This is a genomic window from Catenuloplanes japonicus (assembly GCF_000717135.1).
GTDB classification, from domain to species: Bacteria; Actinomycetota; Actinomycetes; order Mycobacteriales; family Micromonosporaceae; genus Catenuloplanes; species Catenuloplanes japonicus.
In genome coordinates, this window is the sequence record NZ_JNXY01000050.1 from 1 (window position 1) to 25,967 (window position 25,967).

General features: G+C 70.5%; 19 protein-coding genes. 4 read left to right on the forward strand and 15 right to left on the reverse strand.

What is annotated here, in order from left to right; translation table 11 throughout:
* The 4 genes from OP04_RS46180 to OP04_RS46195 form a co-directional block, all read right to left on the reverse strand.
* Positions 1-669: ABC transporter permease (locus OP04_RS46180; RefSeq protein ID WP_033346473.1), on the reverse strand; the 669-nt coding region annotated here is incomplete at its 3' end.
* Between the two features lie 128 nt (positions 670-797).
* Entirely contained in the window at positions 798-2,429 is a 1,632-nt protein-coding gene (locus tag OP04_RS46185; RefSeq protein WP_033346429.1) for a peptide ABC transporter substrate-binding protein, read from the reverse strand.
* 311 nt (positions 2,430-2,740) lie between these two features.
* Entirely contained in the window at positions 2,741-3,379 is a 639-nt protein-coding gene (locus tag OP04_RS46190; protein ID WP_033346430.1) for a response regulator, read from the reverse strand.
* 5 nt (positions 3,380-3,384) lie between these two features.
* Positions 3,385-4,635 carry an ATP-binding protein gene (locus OP04_RS46195; RefSeq protein ID WP_033346431.1) on the reverse strand — a complete coding sequence of 417 codons (1,251 nt, stop codon included), beginning with the start codon at positions 4,633-4,635 and terminating at the stop codon, positions 3,385-3,387.
* A 167-nt stretch (positions 4,636-4,802) separates the two neighbouring features.
* On the opposite strand from OP04_RS46195, the gene OP04_RS46200 reads away from it, so the two are divergent.
* The 3 genes from OP04_RS46200 to OP04_RS46210 all read left to right on the forward strand — a co-directional run bounded on the left by OP04_RS46200 (position 4,803) and on the right by OP04_RS46210 (position 8,004).
* Positions 4,803-6,128: a PspC domain-containing protein gene (locus OP04_RS46200; RefSeq protein WP_051800106.1), complete on the forward strand. Its 1,326-nt coding sequence runs from the start codon at positions 4,803-4,805 to the stop codon at positions 6,126-6,128.
* Positions 6,125-6,682, forward strand: coding sequence for a DUF308 domain-containing protein (locus OP04_RS55185; RefSeq protein WP_063746891.1), 558 nt, complete (start codon positions 6,125-6,127; stop codon positions 6,680-6,682). Before OP04_RS46200 ends, OP04_RS55185 begins: the two co-directional genes overlap by 4 nt.
* Before the next feature lie 92 nt (positions 6,683-6,774).
* Positions 6,775-8,004, forward strand: coding sequence for a phosphatidylserine decarboxylase (locus OP04_RS46210; protein WP_033346432.1), 1,230 nt, complete (start codon positions 6,775-6,777; stop codon positions 8,002-8,004).
* Positions 8,005-9,126: 1,122 nt separating this feature from the next.
* Here OP04_RS46210 and OP04_RS46215 read toward each other — a convergent pair.
* The 7 genes from OP04_RS46215 to OP04_RS50930 form a co-directional block, all read right to left on the reverse strand.
* The gene (locus OP04_RS46215) at positions 9,127-10,035 is read right to left on the reverse strand and encodes a CDP-alcohol phosphatidyltransferase family protein (RefSeq protein ID WP_033346476.1); all 909 of its coding nucleotides are present in this window, start codon (positions 10,033-10,035) and stop codon (positions 9,127-9,129) included.
* 425 nt (positions 10,036-10,460) lie between these two features.
* The gene (locus OP04_RS46220; RefSeq protein ID WP_051800107.1) at positions 10,461-11,429 is read right to left on the reverse strand and encodes an NUDIX domain-containing protein; all 969 of its coding nucleotides are present in this window, start codon (positions 11,427-11,429) and stop codon (positions 10,461-10,463) included.
* Between the two features lie 19 nt (positions 11,430-11,448).
* The gene (locus tag OP04_RS46225) at positions 11,449-12,396 is read right to left on the reverse strand and encodes an NUDIX domain-containing protein (RefSeq protein ID WP_033346433.1); all 948 of its coding nucleotides are present in this window, start codon (positions 12,394-12,396) and stop codon (positions 11,449-11,451) included.
* Between the two features lie 128 nt (positions 12,397-12,524).
* On the reverse strand, positions 12,525-14,078 hold the full coding sequence (gene guaA / locus OP04_RS46230) for a glutamine-hydrolyzing GMP synthase (RefSeq protein ID WP_033346434.1): 1,554 nt from the start codon (positions 14,076-14,078) through the stop codon (positions 12,525-12,527).
* A 55-nt stretch (positions 14,079-14,133) separates the two neighbouring features.
* Positions 14,134-15,813, reverse strand: coding sequence for a S8 family serine peptidase (locus OP04_RS46235; protein ID WP_157241263.1), 1,680 nt, complete (start codon positions 15,811-15,813; stop codon positions 14,134-14,136).
* Between the two features lie 65 nt (positions 15,814-15,878).
* Positions 15,879-17,564 carry an FAD-dependent oxidoreductase gene (locus tag OP04_RS46240; protein WP_033346436.1) on the reverse strand — a complete coding sequence of 562 codons (1,686 nt, stop codon included), beginning with the start codon at positions 17,562-17,564 and terminating at the stop codon, positions 15,879-15,881.
* Positions 17,565-17,588: 24 nt separating this feature from the next.
* On the reverse strand, positions 17,589-19,070 hold the full coding sequence (locus tag OP04_RS50930) for a PAS domain S-box protein (RefSeq protein ID WP_051800108.1): 1,482 nt from the start codon (positions 19,068-19,070) through the stop codon (positions 17,589-17,591).
* Between the two features lie 143 nt (positions 19,071-19,213).
* Here OP04_RS50930 and OP04_RS46250 point away from each other — a divergent pair, with 143 nt between their 5' ends.
* Complete coding sequence (locus OP04_RS46250) at positions 19,214-20,257, forward strand: LCP family protein (RefSeq protein ID WP_051800109.1); 1,044 nt, start codon at positions 19,214-19,216, stop codon at positions 20,255-20,257.
* On the opposite strand, the gene OP04_RS46255 is transcribed toward OP04_RS46250, so the two are convergent.
* From OP04_RS46255 to guaB, 4 genes are all read right to left on the reverse strand, one after another.
* Complete coding sequence (locus OP04_RS46255) at positions 20,245-21,648, reverse strand: M1 family metallopeptidase (protein WP_033346438.1); 1,404 nt, start codon at positions 21,646-21,648, stop codon at positions 20,245-20,247. The two genes, OP04_RS46250 and OP04_RS46255, sit on opposite strands and share 13 nt — an antisense overlap.
* Before the next feature lie 183 nt (positions 21,649-21,831).
* Positions 21,832-23,235 carry a M1 family metallopeptidase gene (locus tag OP04_RS46260; RefSeq protein WP_408606861.1) on the reverse strand — a complete coding sequence of 468 codons (1,404 nt, stop codon included), beginning with the start codon at positions 23,233-23,235 and terminating at the stop codon, positions 21,832-21,834.
* Positions 23,236-23,291: 56 nt separating this feature from the next.
* Positions 23,292-24,407, reverse strand: a complete 1,116-nt coding sequence (locus OP04_RS46265; protein WP_033346439.1) for a GuaB3 family IMP dehydrogenase-related protein — start codon at positions 24,405-24,407, stop codon at positions 23,292-23,294.
* A gap of 24 nt (positions 24,408-24,431) precedes the next feature.
* Positions 24,432-25,931, reverse strand: coding sequence for an IMP dehydrogenase (guaB, locus tag OP04_RS46270; RefSeq protein ID WP_033346440.1), 1,500 nt, complete (start codon positions 25,929-25,931; stop codon positions 24,432-24,434).
* Between the last annotated feature and the right edge of the window lie 36 nt (positions 25,932-25,967).

Below are 25,967 nucleotides of genomic sequence, written 5' to 3' on the forward strand. Positions count from 1 at the left end.
CACACCGATCACCCGGTTCCGGGTCAAACCCTTCGCCTTCGCGGTACGCACATAGTCCGCCCGAAGATTCTCGACCACCGACGTGCGGGTCAGCCGCGAATAGGTGGCCAGCGAACCCACGCCGAGCACCATGGCCGGCAGGATGAGCGCGTAGAACGACGGCTTCGCACCCGCGGTCGGCGGGAACAGGCCCCACTCGACGCCGAAGAAGAGCTGGCCCATCGGCGCCAGCACCACGATCGGGATCGAGATCAGCACCAGCGTGATGATCAGCGTGACGCTGTCGAAGATGCCGGTACGGCGGATGCCCGCCACCACACCGGCCGTGATGCCGATCAGCGCGGCGAAGACCACGGCCATCAGCGCGAGCTGCGCCGTGATCGGCCAGGACTGCAGCAGCAGATCCTTGATGTCCCGGTTGAGCAGCGTCTTGCCGAAGTCCCCGGAGATCAGGTTCTTCATGTAGTAGCCGTACTGCACGATGAACGGCTCATCCAGGTGATACCGCTCGGTCAGCGCCTGCCGGACGTTGTCCGCAAGCGGCTTCTCACCCGCCAGCGCCTGCAGCGGGTCATCCTGATTGGCGAACATGAGCGCATAGACGACGAACGTGGCTCCGAAGAACGTGAGCACGCCCTGAAGCAGGCGCCGAATAATATAACGAAGCATTTCTCAGGCCTTCTCCGCGAAGCATCGCGGTGCAAACTGCCTCGTGAGCAGCTACTGCGTGACACGGCGGTGGCGCCACGGTTCCTATTGGACCCGTGACGCCACCCCCGTCATGACGCTGTGTTAACTCAGGCAGCTTCGATCTTGGTGAGATCCACGCGGTTGAAGAGGTCGATCTCGACGTTCTTCACCTTGGTGGAGTGACCGAAGACGTTCTGGCCGAACCGCAGCGGGACGACCGGCATGTCCTGCACCAGCAGGTCCTCAGCGGCCTGGTACTTCGCGATCGCGGCCTCCGGCGTAGCGGCGGAGACGCCGTCCTTCACGAGCTGGTCGAACTGCGGGTTCGAGTACCCGTAGTAGTTCGACGAGCCGTCGGTGGTGTAGATCGGGCCCAGGTAGTTCTCCATGGACGGGTAGTCCATGACCCAGCCCATGCGGAACATGCCGATCGGCTGCTTCTGGTCCAGCTTGGTCAGCAGGTCAGCGAACTTCGGCTCGGCCACACCGGTGCACTCGATGCCCAGGTTGGTCTTGAGCTGGTTGCAGGTCGCGTCGACCCAGTCCTTGTGGCCACCGTCACCGTTGTAGGTGATGGTGATCTTCGCCGGGCCGCCGGCCGCGGTGTACTCGGCCTTCGCCTTGGCGGCGTCGAACGTGCAGTACTGACCGCAGGTGTCCTCGCGGTAACCGGCCACGACCGGGGAGACGAAGGAGCGGGCAGCGGACTGCGAGCCCTTGAAGACGCTGGTGATGATCTCGTCGCGGTTGATCGCCTGCGAGATGGCGCGCCGGACCTCGGGCTTGCTGAACTCGGTCTGGTACGTCGGGAACGCGACGAACTGGAACGTGGAGGCCGGGCTCTTCTTGAACCGGTCGCCCAGGTCGGCCTCGGCGGAGGTGATGCTCTCCGTCGGGATCGTCTTGAGCACGTCCAGGTTGTCACCCTGCAGGTCGGCGTAGGCCGCCGGCAGCGCCTGGTAGACGCGGAAGAGAACGCCGCCCACCTTCGGCTTCGTGCCCGGGAACTCGTTGTAGGCCTCGACCTCGATGGAGGCGTCGTGCTGCCACGTGCCCTTCATCTTGAAGGGGCCGTTGCCGATGATGGCGTCCTCGAAGCCCTCCTTGATGACACCCTCGGAGGCGAACGCGGCGGCCGGCAGCGGGTAGAACGCGGTGTAACCGAGCATCGTCTTGAACTCGGAGAACGCCGCGGCCAGCTTGACCGTGAAGGTCAGGTCGTCCACCTTGACGAGACCCGTCAGGGTCTTGGCCTTGGGGTCGGGCGCCTTCTGCGGGCCTTCCTCACCATCCGGGTCCTCGGACTGCAGGTCGGACCAGCCCTCGATCTTCTCCCAGAAGTAGGAGTTGTTCTGCCCGTTCGGACCGTACGAGCCGTAGTTCCACGCGTTGATGTAGCTGTCGGACGTGACCTTCTCACCGTTGTGGAAGGTGTAGCCGTCCTTCAGCTTGATGGTCCAGGTGATGTTGTCCGTCGTGCTGATGGACTCCGCGGCCACCTCGACCGGCTTGTTGTCGGCGTCGTAGTCAACGAGCGGGCTGAACAGTGCGGCGAGCACCTGCGAGCCACTGGTCTCGTTCGTGTTGGACGGGAGCAGGTACTGCGGCTCCGCGACCTCGATCGAGACGACAGCGCTCGAGCTGGTCGGCTCGTCGCTGCCGCCGCCACCACAAGCGGTGACGAGCAGGGCAGTCGCGGCAAGACCAGCCGAGATCTTTATTGCGGTTTTCCCGCGCATGGGAAGGGCCTCCTCAGGGCACTCACGAGGGGTATGTGAGGTGAGGAACACTGTGACACCGCAGGGCTTCACAGGTGAAGGTGCTGTTATCAAGCCGATACTTGGCAGGTGGGACGACATAGCCTGTTACCTGCATGTTTCGGGTCGTAAGCCGTCCCACCTGATCAGGTCTTTCGTCGCGTCACCAGCACACCACCGCCGTTTTCGCAGGCAGCGGCTGTGATGTTCCCCGCGCCCGATGTAACTCTCTGATTAACAAAATCCAATGTAGACATGCAAGGGATTTATCCGGACGTTCCGGATTCCAGGTCTTAGACCAGACGACGGTCGGCCGCCCAGCGGGACAGCTCGTACCGATTGCTCATCTGGAGCTTGCGCAGCACGTTCGACACGTGCGTCTCGACCGTCTTGATCGAGATGAACAGCTCCTTGGCGATCTCCTTGTAGGCGTATCCCCTGGCCAGCAGCCGTAGAACCTCCCGCTCACGGTTGGTGAGCTGGTCCAGTTCCGGGTCGGCCACCGGCGCGTCCGGCCGGGCCGCGAACGCGTCCAGCACGAAGCCGGCCAGCCGCGGGCTGAACACCGCATCGCCCTCGGCCACCCGCTTGATCGCGGCGGCCAGCTCGTCCGGCGAGATCGTCTTCGTGACGTAGCCGCGCGCGCCGGCCCGGATCAGGCCGATCACGTCCTCCGCCGCGTCCGACACGGAGAGGGCCAGGAACCGGACCTGCGGATGCGACTTCCGCATCGCCTCCAGCACGGCGCGGCCGCCGCCGTCCGGCATGTGCACGTCCAGCAGCACCACGTCCGGCGTACTGGCGGCGATGCGGCTCACCGCCTCCGCCACCGTGCTGGCCTCGCCCACCACCTCCACGTGCGCGCCCAGCTCGGCACGGACACCGGCCCGGAACATCGCGTGGTCGTCCACGAGGAAGACTCTGAGACTCATGCTGGCTACCTTTCCCTACCCGACGTCACCGCGTCACGCTCCATGGGCAGGAAAAGCCTGACCTCGGTGCCGTCCCCGATCTCGCTGCGGATCTCGGCCCGCCCGCCGTGCCGGTCCATCCGGCCCAGGATCGAACCGCGCACACCGTGCCGGTTCTCCTCCACCGTGGCCATGTCGAAGCCGTCGCCCCGGTCCCGGACGAACACGCTGAGCTGCTCCGGCTCGACCTCGGCGTAGAGCGACACGCTCGCCACGCCGGCGTGCCGGGCCGCGTTCACCAGCGCCTCGCGGGCGGCCATGACCAGCGCGCCGACGCGCTCGTCCGTCTCCCGGTCGCCGACCACCACGACCTCGACCGCGATCGCATACGTGTCCTCGACCTCGGCCGCGGCCTCCTCCAGCGCGGCCGCGAACCGTTCGGTCGGCGACGCGGTCGGCTTGTAGAGCCAGTTGCGCAGGCTGCGCTCCTGGCCCCGGGCCAGCCGCTGCACCGCCTTCACGTCGTCCGCGTTGCGCTGGATCAGCGCCAGCGTGTGCAGCACCTGGTCGTGCACCATCGCGGCCAGCTCGGCCCGCTCCGTCTCCCGGATCCGGCCCTCCCGCTCCGCGCGCAGCTGGCTCATGGTCCGCCACAGCACCGGCGCCGCGACCACGGCCACCCCGGCCAGGCCCAGGCCCGCGAACATCACGCCGTTGATCACGGCCTCGTTGTTCTCCGCCGGGGCGTAGACCGCGACCATGCCGATCACGCCGACCGCGACCAGCAGCCCGCCGCCGATGAACCGGAACAGGAACAACCGCCGGTCGCTCTCCTCCAGGAACGTGCCCAGCCAGGGGAAACGCGGCAGCGCCTCGGTCCACTGACGGCGCCGCTCCGGCGTCGACTCGTGCCAGATGATGCCGGCGCCGACCGCCACGATCGCGACCAGCCAGCCGGCCGTGCTGGTCACGCTCGCATTCCGGCCGAGCACCAGCACCTGCAGCAGGATCAGGCCCAGACCGATCGCGATGAACGGGACCAGCTGTGAGACGTCTCGGCGCTTGGGCTCGCCGTTCGGCTCGTACGGCAACACGGCCCAGAAGCCGGCGTAGAGCATCAGGCCCAGGCCGTTGAAGCCGAGCAGGATCACGAACGTCGCCCGCACGGCCAGCGGCGACACCCTCAGATGCCTGGCCAGGCCGGACGCCACACCGGCGACCACGCGATGATCGCGTGCCCGGTACAGGCGGCGGTGCTCTCTGACGGTATCGATCACGGGCTCCCAGGCGTGCGTACGCGTGCTTCTTCCGCATCGATCGTCACACGCGCGCGGGGCGCTGACCACGGGTTACCACCCGGACATACGGGTCCCGCCAAACTCAGGGTGCCGTCAGGGTTCGCGCCTGAGGCAGCCGGGCCGTCCGAGGGACGAGTATCGAGAGCATGAACTCGCAGCACGACCAGGCCAGCGCCCCGCCGCCGGGCCCCGCGCCTGCCGGGGCCTTCCCTGGCGGCGCCGCGCCCAGGCTGTTCGGGCTCGTCCGCCCGCACAACGGCCGGTACATCGCCGGCGTCTGTGCGGGAATCGGCCGGGCCACCAACACCGACCCCGTCCTGTGGCGGGTGCTGCTCGCGGTCCTCGCGGTCTTCGGCGGCGCCGGCCTGCTCATCTACCTCGCGGCCTGGTTGATCATCCCGGCCGAGGGCGACAGCGGCTCCCCGCTGGAGAACGTGCTCGGCAAGGGCACCTCCAGCACGTCACCGATCACGGTCGCCGGCCTCACCATCCTCGCGCTGGTGACGTTCGCCTACATCATGTCCGACACCTGGCGGGCGATGCTGCTGGTCGCCTGCGCCGCGGTGGTGGGCGCGCTGATCGTCAACCGGGGGCGGATCCCCGTGCAGGGCCACGCGGCCCCGCCCCCTCCGCCGCCGCCCGCCTCACCCGAACCAGCTCCAGGAGTGCCGCCCGTGCCACCGAACGATCAGCAACCGCCCCCGCAGCCCGGCTACGCGCCCGCAGCGCCGCCGCCCTGGCAGGCACCGCCGTCCGGTGGCTACCGGCCGCCGTTCGCCCCTCACGGGCCGTACCGCAGCCCTTACAGCGCGACGAACCCGCCGCCCCCGCCGCCGGCCCGCCAGCGGCCCCCGAAGCCGCCCAAGGAGCGCTCGCCGCTCCTCGGCGCCACGTTCTCGGTGATCCTGATGGCGATCGGCGTGCTGGCGATCATCGACCTGAGCAACCTGGCCAACCCGGGCGCACCCGTCTACTTCGCGGCCGTGCTCGCCATCATCGGCGTCGGCATGCTCATCGGCACGAAGTGGGGCCGCGGCCGCGGTCTCATCGCACCCGGCCTGGCCGCGGCGCTCGCGCTCGGCATCTCGGTGGCCGCCGCGTCCGACGGCTTCGACGACGGCAGCCCGCGGGTCTCCACCATCGTCCCGAGGACCATGAACGAGCTGCCCACCCGGTACAGCGCCGGGTTCGGCGACACCACGATCGACCTGCGCAACCTCGACTTCACCGGGCAGGACAAGTCGCTGCGCATCGAGCAGGGTGCCGGCAACCTCTCGATCGTGCTGCCCCCGACGCTGGACGTCATCGTCGACATCGAGGTCGGCGCCGGCCACGCCGAGGTGCTCGGCCGGGAGACGGACGGTGTCGGCCAGACCAACCGGGTCGAGGACCTCGGCCAGGACGGCGTGGGCGGCGGGAAACTCGCGCTGTCGATCTCGACCGGCGCCGGCGACGTGGAGGTCACCCGATGAAGACACACCGCACCGACGGCGTCTCCCTGAGCTTCGGCATCGTCTTCCTGTTCATCGTGGTCTGGTGGCTGATCGCCCAGTTCGTCACGCTGGCACTGCCCGCGATCGGCTGGATGGTCGCGGTCGCACTGATCGTCTTCGGCGTGTTCGGCCTGGTCGGCGCGTTCCGCTCCGGGCGGGGCGCGGTGCCGGCCCCGACCAGCGGCGCGCCGGTGAGCGCGGTGGCGGCCGGCGGGGTGCCGGCGGGGCTGCACGCGGACATCGTGCGGGAGCTGATGGAGAACCAGCGCACGTCCGGCAGCACGGAGAGCTCCGCCGGGCTGGGCATCGATCAGACCCGGGTGGAGCCGCCGGCGCCGACCGCGTCCTTCGCGCCGATCCGGTCGTCCGAGCCGCCGTCGCCCTACGCGACGGACTACCTGACCGTGTCGGATCCGGACTCGCCGTCTTCCGACGAGGCCACCGATGTGGCCTCCGATGAGGATCGGACCGAGGTCGTCGACGAGACGCCGACGAAGGAGATCCGCACCGAGGGTGACGGCGAACGGCGGTAGCGCCCACGGCGTACCCGCGCAATATGCTTGGCGGTCGGAGGGGTGTCGCCCCTCCGACCGCCGGCGTCGTCCACTGCTAGGAGCACATGCGCATGTCCCAGTCCCCAGCGCCCGTCGAGGTCGGTGAGCGGGCCGCCCGCACCCTCACCGCCGAACTGGCCCGTCACTCCGGGCCGAAGACCGCGCTGGTGGTCGGCGCGGACGCCGGCTCGGCCGTGCTGCCCGCCGCGTTCGACGCGCTGCTCCCGGGCGACCGGCTCACGCTTGTCCCGGCCGAGACGTCCTCCGTGCTCGACCTGCGCGACCACGTCGAGTCCCAGGGCGCCTGGATCGCCGAGCGCGTCACGATCGCCGGCTCGCCCGAGGAGGCCGACCCGGCCGACGTCGTGATCGTCGCCGAGCCGCTCACCGGCGGCGCCACCGCGACCCGCACCGTCATCGACGGCCTCACCAAGCTGCTCGCGGACGGCGGCGTGCTCAGCGTCGCCGCCGTCGCGCTCCCCGGCCTGGCCGGCGAGGCGGGCGCGGAGCTCGACCGCCAGTCCGCGCTGTTCGGCGCCGGCACCGACCTGGTGCTGCGCAACCGTCCGCCGCTGCGCGTGCACCGGCTGCGCTTCACGCCCGCGTCCGCCGCGCTCGCGGGCCGGCTCGCGCCGGCGTACCGGCCGTCCAGCGTGCCGATGACCCGCACCATGCACCTCGACTCCAACGGCGTCGCCGCGGCCGGCATCGCGCTGGGCCTGGCCGCGCTCGCCCGCGTCACCCGGCCGAAGTCGAAGCTGTGGTGGCTGCCCGCGCTCGCCGCCGCCCCCGCCGCCGCGTTCTTCCGCGACCCGGAGCGCGACATCCCGGAGGACGCCTCCGCGATCGTCGCCGCCGCCGACGGCAAGGTCCTCTCCATCGAACGGATCCGCGACGACCGCTTCGGCGACACCGAGTTCCTGCGCATCGCGGTCTTCCTGTCCGTGCTGGACGTGCACATCAACCGCACGCCCGTCGCCGGCCGCGTCACCGACTACTTCGTGACGGACGGCGGTTTCGCCGCCGCCATGAAGCCCGAGGCCGAGCACAACGTGGCCGCCTACACCGTGCTCGACACCGCCCGCGGCACCGTCGTCGTCGCCCAGCGCACCGGCCTCATCGCCCGCCGCATCGTCCAGCGCGCCCCCGTCGGCGCCGTCCTGGCCCGCGGCGAACGCTTCGGCCTGATCCGCTTCGGCTCCCGCACCGACGTCTACCTCCCCGCCTCCGAGGTCGAGCCCCTGGTCGGCGTCGGCGACCGCGTCTCCGGCGGCGCCAGCATCATCGCCCGCTGGCTCTGACCCCTCCGTCCGACCGGCAACCATCGCCGTCACCGGAAGCCGGGCGCTCGCCTTCACGCGGAGCGCTCGGCTTCCCGGTTTCGGGTGCTGTTCCGAGATTCCAGCATCACCCTGAGACGTGCCGGCAGCTGCCCGCTATTTACCGAAATTTCGGGTGGTACGCCCGGCGTGCGCTTCCGATGCTGCCGAAACCGTAGTAAGTGCTTTGAATGCCCATATGTCACGCGGTCGCGACGGGCGTTCCGCGCCCGAAATTTCGGTATATAGACCCCTGGCCAGCGATCACTGCCGTTTCCCTGCGATCACGAGGACCCTGGTTCACTCTTCGTGTGCGTTCCCCTGAGGGAGGCAGTCCGTCTTGTGGCTTTTGTGCCGTTGGCCGGTGGCGGCTTCCGGTCGTGATCATGGCGGTAGGTACGTTGTCCGCGCTTTGAGTGCCTCAGAACGTCGATAACGTACATACGACCGTTGATCAAGGCCGGTCACGCTCTGCACCCGGGCATCATGAGATGAAATATCCGGCACCGGGCAGCCAGGTTCGGCACGGCGACAGCGCGGGCCTCATCGCTTGCAGCGCCAAGGGGACCGTGGCCGACCCTACGGGCCCGCTATCTGCCGGAACACCGCACGTCCGCCTCGTCCGGAGCCACTCGGGAACGAATGGCCAAGAGCGATCACGGTTGCCGCGGACCTCTGGCGTCGATGCCTGCTGGAAACGCGGCCGCCACGACCGCACTCGATCGCCACGACAACCCGGCGTCGGTGCTGCCCTTTCGTCGATCGTGACGCGGCCTCGCGGCGCGATCGTGAGTGGCGGCGGAACTCGCGGATCTTTCCGGACCACAGCGGAACCGGCTCCGATCGGCGGGCCGAAGCGGAGCGCCAGCGGAGTCTTCGGCCCGCCGGAGGTTTGCCCGCGGGAGCAAACGGGCTGGACCAGGCCGGAAGCGGGAAGATCATGATCGTGGGGTCTGAAACTCGGCACCAGGTAAGCAGAGCGCCCGCGGGAGCAAACGGGCCGAGACCATGCTGAAAACAAAATATAGGCATTTAGGGCTTTTAAAGCAGAAACCGGGCGCTCCCCGTTCAGTAGGGAGCGCCCGGTTTCCGTGGAAGGGTGGGTCAGGCGACGCGCTGGGGGGCGCGGCGCTGGCGGAGCCAGAGGAGGGGGCCGCTGAGCAGGTAGGCGACGACGACCACGGTGAAGGTCAGGCGCGCATTGACGACGAGGCCGAGAGCCGGCAACAGCACCAGCCACGGCGGCAGTTTGATCAGGCGCGCGAGTTTCGCGTAGGGGAAGCTGGAGACCATCGCGATGGCGAGGAGCGCCACGCCGGCCACCTGGTACTCACCGGGGATCGGCAGGCCGATCAGGGTGGCGAGCGCGAGCACGGCTGCGGCCATGGTGGTGGGTACGCCGCAGAAGAAGCGGCCGTCCTTGGGTGAGACGTTGAAACGCGCCAGGCGGATGGCGGCGCACCCGGCGACGAGCGCGCAGGCGACGCCGGCCGCGACCGTGGAGACGCTGCCGGCCAGGCTGGCGTAGACCACGATCGGTGCGGCCAGGCCGAATGAGCACATGTCGGCCAGCGAGTCCATCTGGGCGCCGAAGGGGCTGGAGACGCCGAGTTTGCGGGCCAGCGCGCCGTCGAGGCCGTCGAAGACCACGCAGGCGATCAGGCAGATCGCGGCGGCCTGCACATCGTCGCGCATGGCCAGGAAGATGGCGCTGAGCCCGAGGAAGATGCTGCTCAGCGTGCATGCGTTGACGATCGCGAAGGAGATCCGGCGGCCCAGTGTGTGGGCTCCGGGAAGGAGGGAGGTGTCGGGCTCGGCGATCGGGGTGGCCTCGGCGATCGAGCGGAGTTCGGCGAGGGTGGGCACGTCCGACGAGGCGGGGAGCGCCTCGGGGAGTGGGCGGGCCGGGTGGCTGTCGGAGACGACCAACGGGCTGTTTCCTCGCTGGTTCGGTCGTCGTAGGCCCGCACGCACCTGCAGCACCTGCCGCGCGAACGAGCCGCTGCGGCGCAGCCCTGCCCACCGGCGCCCGGCCGGGCGGGGGCTGTCTGCTGTACGACGCCGACGCCAGGGGGCTCTCGGCACAGTCCCTCCATCGCCGGCGCTTTGCGCAGTTCGTGCCGGCTTGTCGATAGGGTCAGCCCAGGGCACCCGGGCCGACGTGTGTCGTCGCCGGACGCCATCTGCGGCCAGCGAAAAGTGGTCGCCGGCCTCGGGTCGTGGCCGGTAAAGCAGGCACAGGTCGTGTCCCGCGGGGGCCGACCGTTATGCGGCCTACACCATTGCACACGACACGGCCGTCTGGCGATAGCCAGGAGTTAAACTTTGAGCCCTTTAACACCTGATATGGCCCAATTGAGAGGATGTCCTATTTGGGCCGATCTGGGCTAAGGGTCGACCTTCACTGATTCCGCAGTTTACCGGACGGCCTGCGGTCGTTAAGACCGCGGGAGCGGTGCGGGAGCCTGACCGGTCTGACCTGCGAGCCAGTCCAGCGCGGCCAGTGCGACATCGGTGAGCGCGAGCGTGCGCGCCTCCGCGAGCGCGAACCAGCGCGCCTCCGCGGTCGATCCGCCGGCCGCCTCGGTGACCACGGCCTCGGTCGGCTCGTCCACCATCGCGATGTACGTGACGCGCACCGAGTGCCAGTCGATCGGGTGCCCCTCGGGCCCGCGCGCGGCCGGGTTTCGCCGGTGCGAGACGCGCAGCAGTCCGGTGATGCGACCGTGCTGGCCTGCCTCTTCGACCAGCTCGCGGAGGAAGCCGACGTCCGGCTGCTCGCCGAAGTCGGTGCCGCCGCCGGGCAGGTGCCAGCGGCCCGCGCCCGGGTAGGAGCCCGCGATCTGCGTGAGCAGCACGCGCCCGGCCGGGTCCGTCACCAGACCGTAGGCGGCGAACCGCTGCCCCCGTGGCCCGGTGGGCGGCGCCGCGACCGTTTCCGGCAGCGTGACGCGCGGCGCGGTCCGCAACGTCTCCTCGATCAGCTCAGGGTGCGGCGGCACGCCCAGCAGTCGCGCGGTGAACGGCATCAGCGGCAGCACGGCCAGTCCGGCCGCGTCGGCCCAGCGGACCAGGTCGGTCGAGCCGTCCGCCTCGTGCCGCAGGTCGCCGCCCTCCAGCGCCACGTCGAAGATCACCCGATCGTGGTGCAGCTCGATGTCGCGGAACGGCAGCGGGCCGATGTCGGCCAGGATCGCGTGCACGCCGGTGGTGCGCACGGCCAGCCCGGTCTCCTCGGCGAACTCGCGCACCACGGCCCACTCCGGGTGCTCGCCGTGCTTGAGCCCGCCGCCGGGCAGCTGCCAGATGCCGGGCATGTCGGAGAAAGCGGACGCCCGGGTCAGCAGGACCCGGCCGTCCCCGTCGCGACATATGCCGTATGCGGCGATCCGCCTCTGCTGTTCCACCTGACCAAGATTATGTGGATCAGCTGAGTTTGGCTGCCCGCATGGCTTCGATGGTGACCTCGGTGAGCTCGGACTCGGGCAGCGCCGCGATCTCGGCCGGCGTGAACCAGCGGACCTCGTCCGTGGAGCCGCCCACGTCGTGGATGATCGGCGGGCTCGGCTTGTCCACCACGACGCGGTAGAACGCGCGCACGCCGTGCCAGTCGATCGGGTAGCCCTCGGGACCGAGCGAGGCCGCGTCGCGGTGGCTGGCCACGCCGAGCAGCGCGGTGATCTCGCCGGGCTGGCCGGTCTCCTCCACCAGCTCGCGCAGCAGCGCGACGCCGGGCTGCTCGCCGTAGTCGGTGCCGCCGCCGGGCAGGTGCCAGCAGCCGCCGCCGGGGTAGTTGGCCGCGATGCGGGTGAGCAGGACGCGGCCGTCCGGGTCGGTGGCGACCGCGTACGCCGCGAACCGCTGCGCCCGGTGCAGCCCGTCCGGCCCCGGGTACGCGTAGAACGACGGGAAGTCCGGTGCCTCGTCCGGCCGCAGGTCGACGGCGGCGGAGGTCAGCCCGAGCGCGGTCGCGGCGAACGGCCGCAGCGGCAGCGCCGCCGCCTCCTCGCGCGTGAACCAGCGGGCCAGGTCCGTCGGCTGGCCGACCCGGTCGATCAGCGAGCCACCCCGGATGGTGACGGTGTAGATCAGCCGGTCGGTGTGGATCGTGATGCCCTTGTGCGGCAGCGCGCGCATGTCGGCGACCACGTCGTGCAGGCCGGAGACCGCGACGGAGAGCCCGGTCTCGGCCGCGGTCTCGCGGACCACGGTGTCGTTCGGGTTCTCGCCGTGGTCGACGGCACCGCCGGGCAACGACCAGGCGCCGGGTGTGCCGGAACGAGGACTTGCCCGCACCAGCAGCACACGGCCATCGATATCGGTACATAAGGCGTATGCCGCGATCCTGCGAAGCGGCTCAAGCGCGGGTGTCACGCCGTCACATTGTTCTCGCGCTTTGTAACCCGCCCGTGAACACTGTCGGATGGGTGACAGTTGAATCGGTCAAAAGCACACGCACGGAGGACATTGCCCGATTCGTCCACCGAATGACAGGGGACGAATTACTCCCACTCGATGGTGCCCGGCGGCTTGCTCGTCACGTCCAGGACAACTCGGTTGATCTCCGCGACCTCGTTCGTGATCCGGTTGGAGATCTTGGCGAGCAGGTCGTAGGGCAGCCGGGACCAGTCCGCGGTCATCGCGTCCTCGCTGGAGACCGGGCGGAGCACCACCGGGTGGCCGTAGGTGCGGCCGTCGCCCTGCACGCCGACGCTGCGCACGTCCGCCAGGAGCACGACCGGGAACTGCCACACGTCACGGTCCAGGCCGGCGGCGGTCAGCTCCTCGCGTGCGATCAGGTCGGCCTGGCGCAGCACGTCCAGCCGCTCGCGGGAGACCGCGCCGATGATCCGGATCGCCAGGCCCGGCCCCGGGAACGGGTGCCGCTGGACCATCTCGTCCGGCAGGCCGAGCTGCGAGCCGAGCGCGCGCACCTCGTCCTTGAACAGCGTGCGCAGCGGCTCGATCAGCGAGAACTGCAGATCGTCCGGCAGGCCGCCGACGTTGTGGTGGGACTTGATGTTCGCGGTGCCGGTGCCGCCGCCGGACTCCACCACGTCCGGGTAGAGCGTGCCCTGCACCAGGAACTCGACGTCGCGCTCCGCGTCGACCTCGCGCGCGGCCGCCTCGAAGACGCGGATGAACTCGCGACCGATGATCTTGCGCTTCTGCTCCGGGTCGATGACGCCGTCCAGCGCGCCGAGGAAGCGCTCGGACGCGTCGACCACCTTGAGCCGGATGCCGGTGGCGGCGACGTAGTCCTTCTCCACCTGCGCTGCCTCGCCCGCACGCAGCAGGCCGTGGTCGACGAAGATGCAGGTCAGCTGGTCGCCGACGGCCTTGTGCACGAGCGCGGCGGCCACAGCGGAGTCGACGCCGCCGGAAAGGCCGCAGATGACCTGTTTGTCCCCTACCGTCGCCTGGATCGCCGCGACCTGCTCCTCGATGATGTTCGCCGAGGTCCAGGTGGGCGCGATGCCGGCGATGTCGTAGAGGAAGCGGGTCAGCATCGTCTGGCCCTGCTCGGTGTGCAGCACCTCGGGGTGGAACTGCACGCCGGCGCGGCGGGCCGCGACGTTCTCGAACGCGGCGACCGGCGCACCCGGCGAGGACGCGATGACCGAGAAGCCGTCCGGCGCCTCCGTGACCGAGTCACCGTGGCTCATCCAGACCGGCAGGTCGGCCGGGAGGTCGCGCAGCAGCACGCCCGGGTCGGCGGCGGGCGACAGCAGCGTGCGCCCGTACTCCCGGGAGCCGGTGTGCGCCACCGTGCCGCCGAGCGTCTTGGCCATCGCCTGGAAGCCGTAGCAGATGCCGAAGACCGGCACGTCCGTCGCGAGCACGCCGGCGTCGAGCTGCGGCGCGCCGGGCTCGTAGACGCTGGACGGGCCGCCGGACAGGATGATCGCGGCCGGGTTCTTCGCCAGCATGTCCGCGACCGGCATCGAGTGCGGGACGATCTCGGAGTAGACGTTCGCCTCGCGCACCCGGCGGGCGATCAGCTGGGCGTACTGGGCCCCGAAGTCGACGACAAGGACCGGGCGCGGAGTGCTCATGCCCGCAAAGATACCGAGGGCCCCGGACGCGTCCGCGCCCGAGGCCCCGCAGTAGCTATCGCTTGTACGTGTACGTCGGCGAGTACGACACGTTGCCGAGCTTGTCGTACGCCCGGACACGGACGGTGAACGTCTTGCCGTACTTCGCGGGCGTGACCTTGAACGAGGTCCCGGTGCCGGCGACCTTGCCCCCGACCAGCCACTCGACCTTCGACACGCCCCGCTTGTCCGAGGCCGTGACCTTGACGGTGAACGCCTTCCGCACCGTGGAGCCGGACCGGGGTGCCGTCACGCTGAGCGCCGGTCCGCGGTTGTCCGCCTCGTACGACCGGGTGGCGGTCTGCACGCGCCCGGTCCAGTCGACCGCGCGCACCGCGACCTTCACCACACCGTGGTACGCGCCGGAGTTCCACCGGAACGAGTACGGCGCGGTCCGGTCCACGGCCGCCACCGTGCCGTTGACGACCAGCTCGACGCGGTTGAGGCCGACGTTGTCGGTCGCGCCCGCGGACACGGTCACGGTGCCGTGCAGCAGCGTGCCCGCCTTGGGCGCGGACAGCGCCACCGTCGGCGCGGCCGTGTCGGTGACCGCCCAGACCGCGCGGCCCGCGTTGACCCGGCCGTGCGTGGTCCAGCCGAGCTTGCTGGAGCTGAGCGACAGCACCGTGCCGATGAACGGGCCGCTCGCGTCCGGCTTGCGCGACAGCATCAGCGCGGCCACGCCGGCGACCAGCGGCGTCGCGGACGAGGTGCCGCAGAAGTCGCCGTAGCCGCGGCCGCGGTAGTCCTGCGCCACGTTGCAGCCCGGCGCCGCGATGTCGACCCAGCTGGTGCCGTAGTTGGACCATTCGTAGCGGCCGTCGGACGAGGTCGAGCCGCCCACGGAGAGAACCTGCGGGATCGCGGCCGGGTACTGCCGGGTCGCGGTGTTCTCGTTACCGGCCGCGGCGATGACCAGCGCGCCCCGGTCCGTGGCGTACTGGACCGCGCTGTTGAGCAGCGGCGACGAGGAGCTGCCGGCCAGCGACATGTTGATCAGCTTCGCGCCGTGGTCGGCCGCGTAGCGGATGCCCTTGGCGATCGCCAGGTAGTCGCCGGAGCCCTCCTCGTCCAGCACCTTGACCGGCAGGATCTTGCAGTCCCAGCAGACGCCGGCCATCCCGCTCGCGTCGTCGCCGCGGCCCGCGATGACGCTGGCGACCGCGGTGCCGTGGCCCTCGTCGTCGACCGGGTCGGCGTCGTCGTTGATGAAGTCGTACCCGGGCAGCACGCGGCCGGTCAGGTCGCTGACCTCGTTGACGCCGGTGTCCAGCACCGCGACGGTCACGCCCGCGCCGGTCGTCATGGACCAGGCCGCCGGCACGTTCACCTTGCGCAGGCCCCACTGCTCGTTCCAGAACGGGTCGTTCGGCGTCACGTCCGCCTTCGAGGCGACGTGGTTCTCCTCGACGAACGCGACGTCCGGGTTGCGCCGCAGCAACTCGGTGGCGGACTCCGCGCGCCGCGCCGCCACGTCGACCACGACCGCGCCGGCCTCGGTGACCGCGCCCGCGTCGACGACCCGCACGTCCGCGCCGGCCAGCGCGTCGTCGGCGGAGACACCGGGGTGGAGGCCGACCACCAGCTCGACCGGGTTGCCGGGGTCCGCGGACGCGGGCGCGGATATGCCGGCGCCCGCGGCGACGGCCATCACCAGCGCGACGGTCATCCGCCGCTGATTGGAAAGCTTGCGCACTGAATTCCACCGTCCAGCTCGGGTACACAGGATGCCGAGAACGGTAGAAATCCGGACAATGAGGTTCAGGTCTGTTTCGGGTGCAAGAGCGCTGCAAACGCGCCCGCCGGCACCACCGGCTTCGCCGGAGGAACACGATCGATCCGGCGGTACGACGTGCCGGGCGCCGGCCGCGGGTCGGGCTCGCCGCGGTTCGGCCAGAACGCGCACGCGCGCTCCGCCTGGGCCGCGATGGTCAGCGACGGGTTCACGCCGAGGTTCGCGGTCACCGCCGCGCCGTCCATCACGTGCAGGCCCGGATGCCCGAAGACGCGGTGGTACGCGTCGATCACGCCGTCCTCCGCGGTCGCGCCGATCGTGGCCCCGCCCAGGATGTGCGCGGTCATCGGGATGTTGAACGCCTCGGTCACCGCGCCGCCGGGCACGCCGCCGATCTCGTCGGCCAGCGCGCGGGCCGCCTCGTTCCCGGCCGGCAGCCAGGTGGGGTTCGGCGCGCCGTGACCCTGGCGGCTGCGCATCGCCCACCGGCCGCACCGCCGCCGGTACGTCGTGGTGATCGAGTTGTCCTCCGCCTGCATGACCAGCGTGATGATGGTCCGCTCCGACCAGCGGCGGACCGAGAGCATCCGCAGGTAGGTGACCGGGTGCCGGGCCATGGTGGCGAGCCAGCGCAGCGGCCGGCGGGGTCCGCCGTCGGTCAGCGCGGACTGCAGCAGGCCCATCAGGTTGGCGCCGCGGCCGTACCTGACGCCCTCGACGTGGGTGCGCTCGTCCGGATGGAACGAGCTGGTGATCGCCACGCCGTCGGTGTAGTCGAGGCCGGGCTTCGCACCGAGCACGGACGCGCCGAGGATCGACTCGGAGTTGGTGCGGGTGAGCGCGCCGACCCGGGCCGACAGGCGGGGCAGCGCGCCGGTGGCGCGGGCGCGGTGCAGCAGGCGCTGGGTGCCGAGCGCGCCGGCCGCGAGCACGACCTGGTCCGCCTCGATCGTGCGGCGTTCGCGGCCTCCGGTCCGTACCGTGGCGATCTCGAAATGATCTTGAATTTCTCGCAACGACATCACCGTGGTCAGCGGCAGCACCTCCGCGCCCGCCGCCTCCGCCAGGTGGAGATAGTTCTTGACCAGCGTGTTCTTGGCGCCCACCCGGCACCCGGTCATGCAGCTGCCGCAGTGCGTGCAGCCGGTGCGTGCCGGGCCCGCGCCGCCGAAGAACGGGTCGGGCACGGTCCGGCCCGGCGTGCCGAGGAAGACGCCGACCGGCGTGGCGTGCACGGTGTCCGCCACGCCCATCCGCGCCGCGACCGCGTGCATGGCCTCGTCCGCCGCGGTCACGCGCGGGTAGACGGTCACGCCCAGCATCCGGCTCGCCTGGTCGTAGTGCGGCGCGAGCTCGGCGCGCCAGTCCGTGATGTCACGCCAGGCCGGGTCGTCGTAGAACGCGGGGAGCGGCGGGTAGAGCGTGTTCGCGTAGACGAGGCTGCCGCCGCCGACGCCGGCGCCGGACATCACCAGCACACCGGCCCTGGAGCCACGCTCGCCGCGCAGCAGCGTGATGCGCTGGATGCCGAGGCAGCCGAGCGCGGGCGCCCACAGGAAGCGGCGCAGGCGCCAGGAGGTCTCCGGGAACTCGTCGTCGGCGAACCGGCGGCCCGCCTCCAGCACGGCGACCCGGTAACCCTTCTCGACCAGGCGCAACGCCGCGACGCTGCCGCCGAAGCCGGAACCGATCACCACCACGTCGTACCGCATCAATACATGATGGCCGATGGATTGTCAGTTCGCAGGCACAACCGCACGACGACTGCGTTTGTGCTGGTACATGGCCTCGTCCGCGGCGTTGACCAGCTCGTCCGCGGTCGGCTGGTCGCCGCTGTTCGCGTGGCCGATGCTGATCTCCGGGTGCAGCACGCACGAGGGCAGCACGATCGGACGGCAGACCGTGCTGGTCAGCCGCGACACGATCGTGGTCACGTCCTCCGCGTTGGCCTGGTCGTCGCAGAGGATCACGAACTCGTCGCCGCCGATCCGGGCCACCGTGTCCGACGGGCGCACGCTCTGCCGCAGCCGGCTCGCCACCGTGGTCAGCAGCTGGTCGCCGATCGCGTGGCCGAGCGTGTCGTTGACCTCCTTGAACCGGTCCACGTCCAGGTAGAGCAGCGTGACGGTCTTGCCGGTACGCCGCGTGCGGTTGAGCGCCATGATCAGGCGGTCCATCAGCAGCGCGCGGTTCGGCAGGTCGGTGAGCGTGTCGTGGGTGGCCATGTGGGCCAGGCGGGCCTCGTACCGGCTGCGCTCCGCCTCCATCTGCTGCTGGGCGGTGATGTCGCGGAGGAACGCGTTCGCCTCCATCCGCCCGTTGTGCTCGGTCAGCCAGAGCTTCATCTCCACCGGCACGTCGCGTCCGTCCCGGTGGCGGGCGACCACCCGGATCGGCTCCCCGGTCGCCAGCGTCGGCACCCGGGTACGCAGCAGCCGCGCGAACCCGGCGTCGTGCGCGGCCCGGTCCTGCGGCTGGATCACCACGTCGCGCAGCGGGCGGCCGATCACCTGCGCGGCCGGCCAGCCGAACGTGCGCTCCGCGGCCGTGTTCCACTCCGTGATCGCGCCGTCCTCGTCCATGCTGACCAGCGCGTCACCGGCGGTCTCCATGATCCGGGCCAGCCGTTGCCGCTGCTCCATCAGCATCCGCTGCTCCCCGGCCTGCGTGGTGATGTCCCGGCCGACCACGGCGATGCCGACGATGTTGCCGACCCGGTCCTTCAGCGGCGAGATGGACAGCGACAGCTCGATCAGCCGGCCGTCCTTGCGCACGTGGGTGGCCTCGTGGTTCTGGAAGATCTCGCCCTTGGCGATCCGCGGCAGCAGCCCCATCGAGCGCTCCGGATCGTCCTCCGGCAGCAGCAGGCTCCCGTGCCGCCCGATGATCTCCTCCGCGAGGTAGCCGAAGATGCGCTCCGCGGACGGGTTCCAGCTGTCGATCACGCCGTCCAGGCTCAGGCCGATCACGGCGTCGTCGCACCACTCCACGATCGCGGCCAGCCGGGTGGACGCGGAGACGGTTCGCCGCTGCCGCCAGTGATAGACCGTGAGCAGCCCGATCACCGGCCAGGCCACGGCCACCAGGGCCGCGAAGATGTACTCCGGCGGGGTCGGCCGGCCGTCGCTCAGCACCCACGCCGCGTCGAGCGTCGCGAGCGTCACCAGCGCGAGAAGCGCGGTGAGGAAGATCCAGGCGCGGTCGAACGCCTTGACCACCGTCTGCCCCCTTCGCCGGGATCGGTCTTCACCTCGCTCATCGGCAGGAGCGACGCGAATCCTAGAAATCCCGAATCGGCGTTACACCGATGCAACGCGCGCGGGTCACGATGCGTCTTCCCACTGCGGGAAGGGGTATCGATATGTCGCGGCTCATCGTCTCACTCGCGGCCGGGGTCGCGGTGCTGTTCGCCGCGACTGCCTGCGGTGACGCTCCTGCTCCCCCTCCGCCCACGGTGCCGGCGTCGGTCGCGCCGTCCCCGTCGCCGTCGCCGCTGCCGGGCGCGAACATCACCGGCGGGCCGCTCGACCTGCTGATCGTGGGCGTGGACACACGGATCAACGAGCCGGGGTGGCAGCCGCACGCGGACGCGCTGATGATCCTGCACGTGTCGGCGGACCTCGGCGCGGCGTACCTCACCTCGCTGCCGCGTGACCTGGTGGTGGACGTGCCCGCCTTCCCGCCGGCCGGCTTCCCGGGCGGAAAACACAAGATCACCGAATCGATGGCGTACGGCAGCGCCGTGCGCAACGGACGGCCCGACCCGGCGCAGGGCGTGCGACTGCTGGCGGACACGACCCGCCGGTACACCGGCATCAAGGAGTTCGACGCCACGGCCGTGATCAGCATGGAGGGTTACGACGAGCTGATCGACGCGATGGGCGGCGTGGACATCTACGTCGACGTGCGGACACCCTCGATCCACCGCAAACCCGACGGGACCCGGCGCGCCTGGGACGGCGACGTGCAGCAGGTCTACCAGGTCGGCCGCACCACGATGAGCGGCTGGCAGGCGCTGGACTACGCGCGGCAGCGCTACCTGGAGGGCGGCGACTACACCCGCCAGCGCCACCACCAGCAGCTGCTCAAGGCGATGCTGACGAAGGCGACCGGCCGGGGCGTGCTCACCGACATCGCGGCGATGGACGCGATGATCACCGCGGTCGGCGGCCTGCTGCAGTTCGACGGCGGCCCGCACACCGCGATCGACCTCGCGTTCGCGCTCAGCCGGATCACGCCCTCGACGTTGACGCTGGTCGGGCTGCCGGGCGACGCCGTCTACGAGTACGGCGCCTACCGCGGCGAGGCGCTGGCCCCGGTGGCATCCGACTACTTCAAGGCGCTCAACGCGGACACGCTCGCCGCGTTCACCGCCGGCCACCCGGACCTGATCTACCAGAGCTGAGCGGGCGGCACGGTCCCGAAGAGCCAGGCGTCGAAGAGCGGGCGCAGCGACCGGCCGGAGACGCGCTCCGCGAGCGCGATGAAGTCCGCCGTGACCACGGTGCCGTTGCGGCGCTCCGCGGCCCAGGTCCGCAGGATCTGGAAGAACACGTCGTCGCCGACGTCGCGGCGCAGCGCGTGCAGCGTCAGCCCGCCCCGGTGGTAGACCGCGTTGCTGAAGATCCCGGCCCGGCCCGGATCACCGGTGGGGGTGCTCCAGTCCGTCGCCAGGTAGGTGGACTCGACCGTGGCCTGCAACGGCGTGCCCCGGTTGTGCTCGTCCCACATCCACTGGGCGTAGGTGGCGAACCCCTCGTTCAGCCAGATGTGCTGCCAGCCGCCGATCGTGACGCTGTTGCCGAACCACTGGTGCGCGAGCTCGTGCGCGACCAGCCACGTGCCGTCGTCCCCGCGGCGGAAGTAGTCCGGGCCGTAGACCGGGCGCGACTGATTCTCCAGCGCGAACGTGACCCGCTCGTCCGCGACGATCACACCCCCATAGGCCTCCATGGGGTACGCCCCGAAGCGCTCCTCCAGGAAGTCCGCGATCTCGCCGGTACGGGCCAGGGCCGCGTCCTCGACACCACCCGCCGGGATCTCCTCGGACACCGCGGTGACGATCGGGCGGTTGCGGTGCGTGCCGGAGGTCACCCGGTAGTCGCCGATGACCATGGTGGCCAGATAGCTCGCCATCGGCACCCGCTCGGCCCAGGACCAGGTGGTCCAGCCGTCCGCCGTGGTGAAGCCGTCCGGCACGCCGTTGGCGATCGCGGTCTTCCCCTCCGGCACCGTGATGTCCAGGCGGTACGTGGCCTTGTCCAGCGGGTGGTCGTTGACCGGGAACCACGAGATGGCGGACTCGGGCTGGCCGATCACGACCGCGCCGTCCGCGGTGTGCCGGAAGCCGCCGCGGTCCAGGATCGCGCCGGCCACCATCGTCGGCACGCCGGCGTAGTCGATCTCCACGGTGAACGCGCCGCTGATCTCGGCCTCCGGGGCGACCTGCAGCTCGGTGCCGTCCTGCCTGGTCCGGGCCGGACGGCCGTCGACGGCCGCGCGACTGATCGGCAGCCCGGCGAAGTCCAGGTTGAACCGGCGCAGCGGCGTGAGCGCCACCGCATTTATCAGGACTTCTCCGGTCAGTTGGTCGGTGTCCGGGTCGTAGCGGATGTCGAGGTCGTAGTGGCCGACGTCGTAGCCGCCGTTGCCGTAGCGCGGGAAGTACGCGTCACCGAGCCCGTCCGCGCCGATCCCGGGCCCGCTGTCCGGCAGCAGGCCGGGGACCGCGGCGCAGCCCGCCAGCGCCCCGAGTGCGGCCAGCGCCGTCGCGCGTCTCCAGATGGCAGGTCTCATCAGCGTGCTCTTCCGTCGCGCCGGGCCGTGTCCGGGCGCGGTGCACCCGACACAGAGACGGCGAAACGGCGTGATCGGTTGCCGTCCCGTGCACGACCGCACGGGTCGTGGTGACCACCCACGGGCTGCAAGCCCGCGGGAGCAACGCTGCCGGACCACGCCGGAAGCGGGAAGAGAAGGTTTTCAGGGGTTCGGCACCGGGGGCTGGGTGGTCCGGAAGAGCCATGCGTCGAAGAACGGGCGCAGCGACCGGCCGGAGACGCGCTCCGCGAGCGCGATGAAGTCGGCGGTCACGGCCGTGTTGTTGCGGCGCTCCGCGGTCCAGGTCTTGAGGATGGTGAAGAACGCGTCGTCGCCGACCTCCAGGCGCAGCGCGTGGACCGCCAGCGAACCGCGCCGGTAGACCGCGCCGCTGAAGATGTTGGCCGGGCCGGGGTCGCCGGTGGGGATGCTCCAGTCCATCGTGCGGTAGACCTCGTCGAACTGGGACTGCACCGGCCTGTTGCCGGTGTGCTCCTCCCAGAGCCACTCCGCGTAGGTGGCGAAGCCCTCGTTCAGCCAGATGTGCTGCCAGCCGCCGATCGAGACGCTGTCGCCGAACCACTGGTGCGCGAGCTCGTGCGCGACCACCCAGGTGCTGTCCGCGCCGCGGAAGAACGACGGGCCGTAGACCGGGCGGGACTGGGTCTCGAGCGCGTAACCGATCCGGGTGTCCGCGACCGCGATGCCGCCGTAGGACTGGAACGGGTACGGCCCGAACTGCGTCTCCAGGAAGTCCGCCACCTCGCCGGTGCGGGCCATGGCCGCATCGGCCGGACCGCCCTCCGGCATGGACGCCGCGACCGCGGTCAGGATCGGCAGGTTCTTGTGGCTGCCGGACGTGATCCGGTAGTCGCCGATGACCACGGTGGTCAGGTACGGCGCCATCGGCGTGCGCTCGGCCCACGACCAGGTGGTCCAGCCGTCCGCCGTGGTAGAGCCCTCCGGCACGCCGTTGCTGAGCGCGGCCTTGCCCTCGGGCACCGTGATCGCCAGGTCGTAGGTGGCCTTGTCCAGCGGGTGGTCGTTGACCGGGAACCAGGAGCTGGCGGACTCGGGCTGGCCGAGCGCGATCGCGCCGTCGTCCGTGTGCAGCCAGCCGCCGTCACCCAGGATCGAGTTGATCGGCTTGGGCACGCCGGCGTAGTCGATCTCGACGGTGAACGCGCCGGTCAGCTCGTTCGCGGGCGTGACGACCAGCTCCGCGCCCTCCTGCCGGGCCTGGGCCGGGCTGCCGTTCACGACGGCACGGCTGATCGGCAGGCCGGTGAAGTCGAGGTTGAAGCGGCGCAGCGGCGTGGTGGCCGTGGCGGTGATGACGACCTGGCCGGCGAGCTGATCCGTGTCCGGCGCGTAGCGCATCTTCAGGTCGTAGTGCGAGACGTCGTACCCGCCGTTGCCGTACCGGGGGAAGTACGGATCACCGATGCCGTCCGCGCCGTACTTCGCGCTGTCCGGGACCGGGATCGGGAGGCCGACCGGCGACGTGCACGCCGACGCCAGCAGACCGACGGCCGTCAACGCCGCGACACTCTTCCGCACACCCACGGGCGAAACGGTAGCCGACCGGGGCCGCCTCCCGAACGGGAAGCGGCCCCGACGCACTAGTCCAGGACCAGCGAGACCTTCTGGAACTCCTTGAGGTCCCGGTAGCCGGTCTTCGCCATCGCCCGGCGCAGGCCGCCGAACAGGTTCAGCTGGCCGCTCGGGTCCGCGGCCGGGCCGTAGAGCAGCGTCTCCATCGTGCCGAGCGGCGCGTTGGCCGGGCCGAACGAGCCACGCGGCAGGTTCGGGTGGCTGGCGGCGGAGTGCCACCAGGCGCCCTCGGCCGGCGCGCCCTCGGCCAGCGACAGCGGCTCGCCGAGCATCACCGCGTCCGCGCCGCAACCGAGCGCCTTCGCGATGTCGCCGGAGGTGGAGATGCCGCCGTCCGCGATCAGGTGCACGTACCGGCCACCGGTCTCGTCCAGGTAGTCGCGGCGGGCCGCGGCCGCGTCCGCGATCGCGGTCGCCATCGGCACCCGGATGCCGAGCACGGTGTCCGTGGTGGCCCACTCGTCCGCGCCGATGCCCACGATCACGCCGGCCGCGCCGGTGCGCATCAGGTGCAGCGCGGTCTTGTAGTCCGTGCAGCCGCCGACGATGACCGGCAGGTCCAGGTCGGCGATGAACTCCTTGAGGTTCAGCGGCTCGTCCGTGGTGGACACGTGCTCCGCGGAGACCAGCGTGCCCTGGATGACGAGCAGGTCCACGCCCGCGTCCAGGATCACCGGTGCCAGCGCCAGCGTGTGCTGCGGCGACACGCGCACGGCGACGGTCACGCCGCCCTCGCGCATCTGCCGGACGCGCTCCGCGATCAGCTCGGGCTTTATCGGCTCCGAGTAGATCTCCTGCAGGCGCGGGGTGGCGGACTCGTCCTCGTCCAGCGCGGCCAGCTCGGCCAGCACCTTGGTCGGGTCCTCGTACCGCGTCCAGAGACCCTCCACGTTGAGCACGCCGAGACCGCCGAGGCGGCCCAGCTCGATCGCGGTGGCCGGGCTCATGGTCGCGTCCGACGGGTGCGCCACACAGGGGATCTTGAAGGGGTACGCATCGAGCTGCCACACCGTGGAGACGTCGTCGACGTCCCGGGTGCGGCGGCTCGGCACGATCGCTATGTCGGACAGGTGGTAACCGCGCTGTGCGGTCTTACCCAGCCCGATCTCGACGACGTCACGCACGGGTCAGCTCTCCAGCCTTGATTTTCAGCGACTGTGGTAGTTCGGGGCCTCGACGGTCATCTGGATGTCGTGCGGGTGGCTCTCCTTGAGGCCCGCAGCGGTGATCCGGACGAGCTGTCCACGCCGGTGCAGCTCGGCAACATTCTCCGCGCCGACGTAGAACATCGCCTGCCGGAGACCGCCGACCAGCTGGTGCGACACCTGGGCGACCGTGCCCTTGTAGGGCACCTGGCCCTCGACGCCCTCCGGGATCAGCTTGTCGTCGCTGGTCACGTCGGCCTGGAAGTAGCGGTCCTTGGAGTATGACTTGGCCTCGGGACCGCGGCCCTTCATGGCGCCCAGCGATCCCATCCCCCGGTACGTCTTGAACTGCTTGCCGTTGATGAAGAGCAGGTCACCCGGGCTCTCCTCGCAGCCGGCCAGCAGGCTGCCGAGCATCACCGTGTCCGCGCCCGCGACGAGCGCCTTCGCGATGTCGCCGGAGTACTGGATGCCGCCGTCGCCGATGACCGGCACGCCGGCCGGGCGGCAGGCACGCGCGGCCTCCATGATCGCGGTGATCTGCGGCACGCCGACACCGGCCACGATCCGGGTGGTGCAGATGGCGCCCGGACCGACACCGACCTTCACCGCGTCCGCACCGGCGTCGACCAGTGCCTTGGCACCGGCGTAGGTGGCGATGTTGCCGCCCACGATGTCGATCGTGGTGTCCTTCTTGAGCTGCCGGACCATCTCCGCCACGGCGCGGTTGTGGCCGTGCGCGGTGTCCACCATCAGCACGTCCACACCGGCGTCGACCAGCAGGCGTGCCCGCTTGTACGCATCCTCGCCGACACCGATCGCGGCCGCGACCCGCAGCCGGCCCGCGTCGTCCTTCGTGGCGTGCGGGAACTTCTCGGACTTGGTGAAGTCCTTGACCGTGATCAGGCCGCGGAGGATGCCGGCGTCGTCGACGATCGGCAGCTTCTCCACCTTGTGCCGGCTGAGCAGCTCCAGCGCCTGTTCCTTGGTCACACCGACCGGCGCGGTGATCAGCGGCAGCTTCGTCATCATCTCCCGGACCGGCGTGGCCGGGTCGGTGACGAAGCGCATGTCCCGGTTCGTGACGATGCCGACCAGCTTGCCGTCCGCGTCCGCGACCGGGAGGCCGGAGATGCGGAACCGGCCGCAGAGCTTGTCCACCTCGGCGAAGGTGTCCTCCGGGCTGCAGGTCACCGGGTTGGTCACCATGCCGGACTCGGAGCGCTTGACCAGGTCGACCTGGCTGGCCTGCTCCTCGGCGGAGAGATTGCGGTGCAGCACCCCGATGCCACCCTGGCGGGCCAGCGCGATCGCCATGCGCGCCTCGGTGACGGTGTCCATGCCCGCGGAGACCAGCGGGATGTTGAGCGTCACGTTCCTGGTGAGCTGGGTGACGGTGCGCAGCTGGCTCGGGAGCAGGTCCGACTCACCGGGCTGCAAGAGCACGTCGTCGAAGGTGAGGCCCAACGGCACGGTCTGCTCTACGGACGACGAAAAGTCCACGATTGAAATCCCCTGAGCTTGGACGGCGGCGCGATA

Coding starts and splice junctions, on each gene's coding strand:
- OP04_RS46190 (WP_033346430.1), bottom strand. CDS start 3,379: ATGAGTCTCAGAGTCTTCCTCGTGGACGACCACGCGATGTTCCGGGCC.
- OP04_RS46250 (WP_051800109.1), top strand. CDS start 19,214: ATGTCGCGGCTCATCGTCTCACTCGCGGCCGGGGTCGCGGTGCTGTTC.
- guaA (WP_033346434.1), bottom strand. CDS start 14,078: ATGAGCACTCCGCGCCCGGTCCTTGTCGTCGACTTCGGGGCCCAGTAC.
- OP04_RS46185 (WP_033346429.1), bottom strand. CDS start 2,429: ATGCGCGGGAAAACCGCAATAAAGATCTCGGCTGGTCTTGCCGCGACT.
- OP04_RS46255 (WP_033346438.1), bottom strand. CDS start 21,648: ATGAGACCTGCCATCTGGAGACGCGCGACGGCGCTGGCCGCACTCGGG.
- OP04_RS46200 (WP_051800106.1), top strand. CDS start 4,803: ATGAACTCGCAGCACGACCAGGCCAGCGCCCCGCCGCCGGGCCCCGCG.
- OP04_RS55185 (WP_063746891.1), top strand. CDS start 6,125: ATGAAGACACACCGCACCGACGGCGTCTCCCTGAGCTTCGGCATCGTC.
- OP04_RS46210 (WP_033346432.1), top strand. CDS start 6,775: ATGTCCCAGTCCCCAGCGCCCGTCGAGGTCGGTGAGCGGGCCGCCCGC.
- OP04_RS46240 (WP_033346436.1), bottom strand. CDS start 17,564: ATGCGGTACGACGTGGTGGTGATCGGTTCCGGCTTCGGCGGCAGCGTC.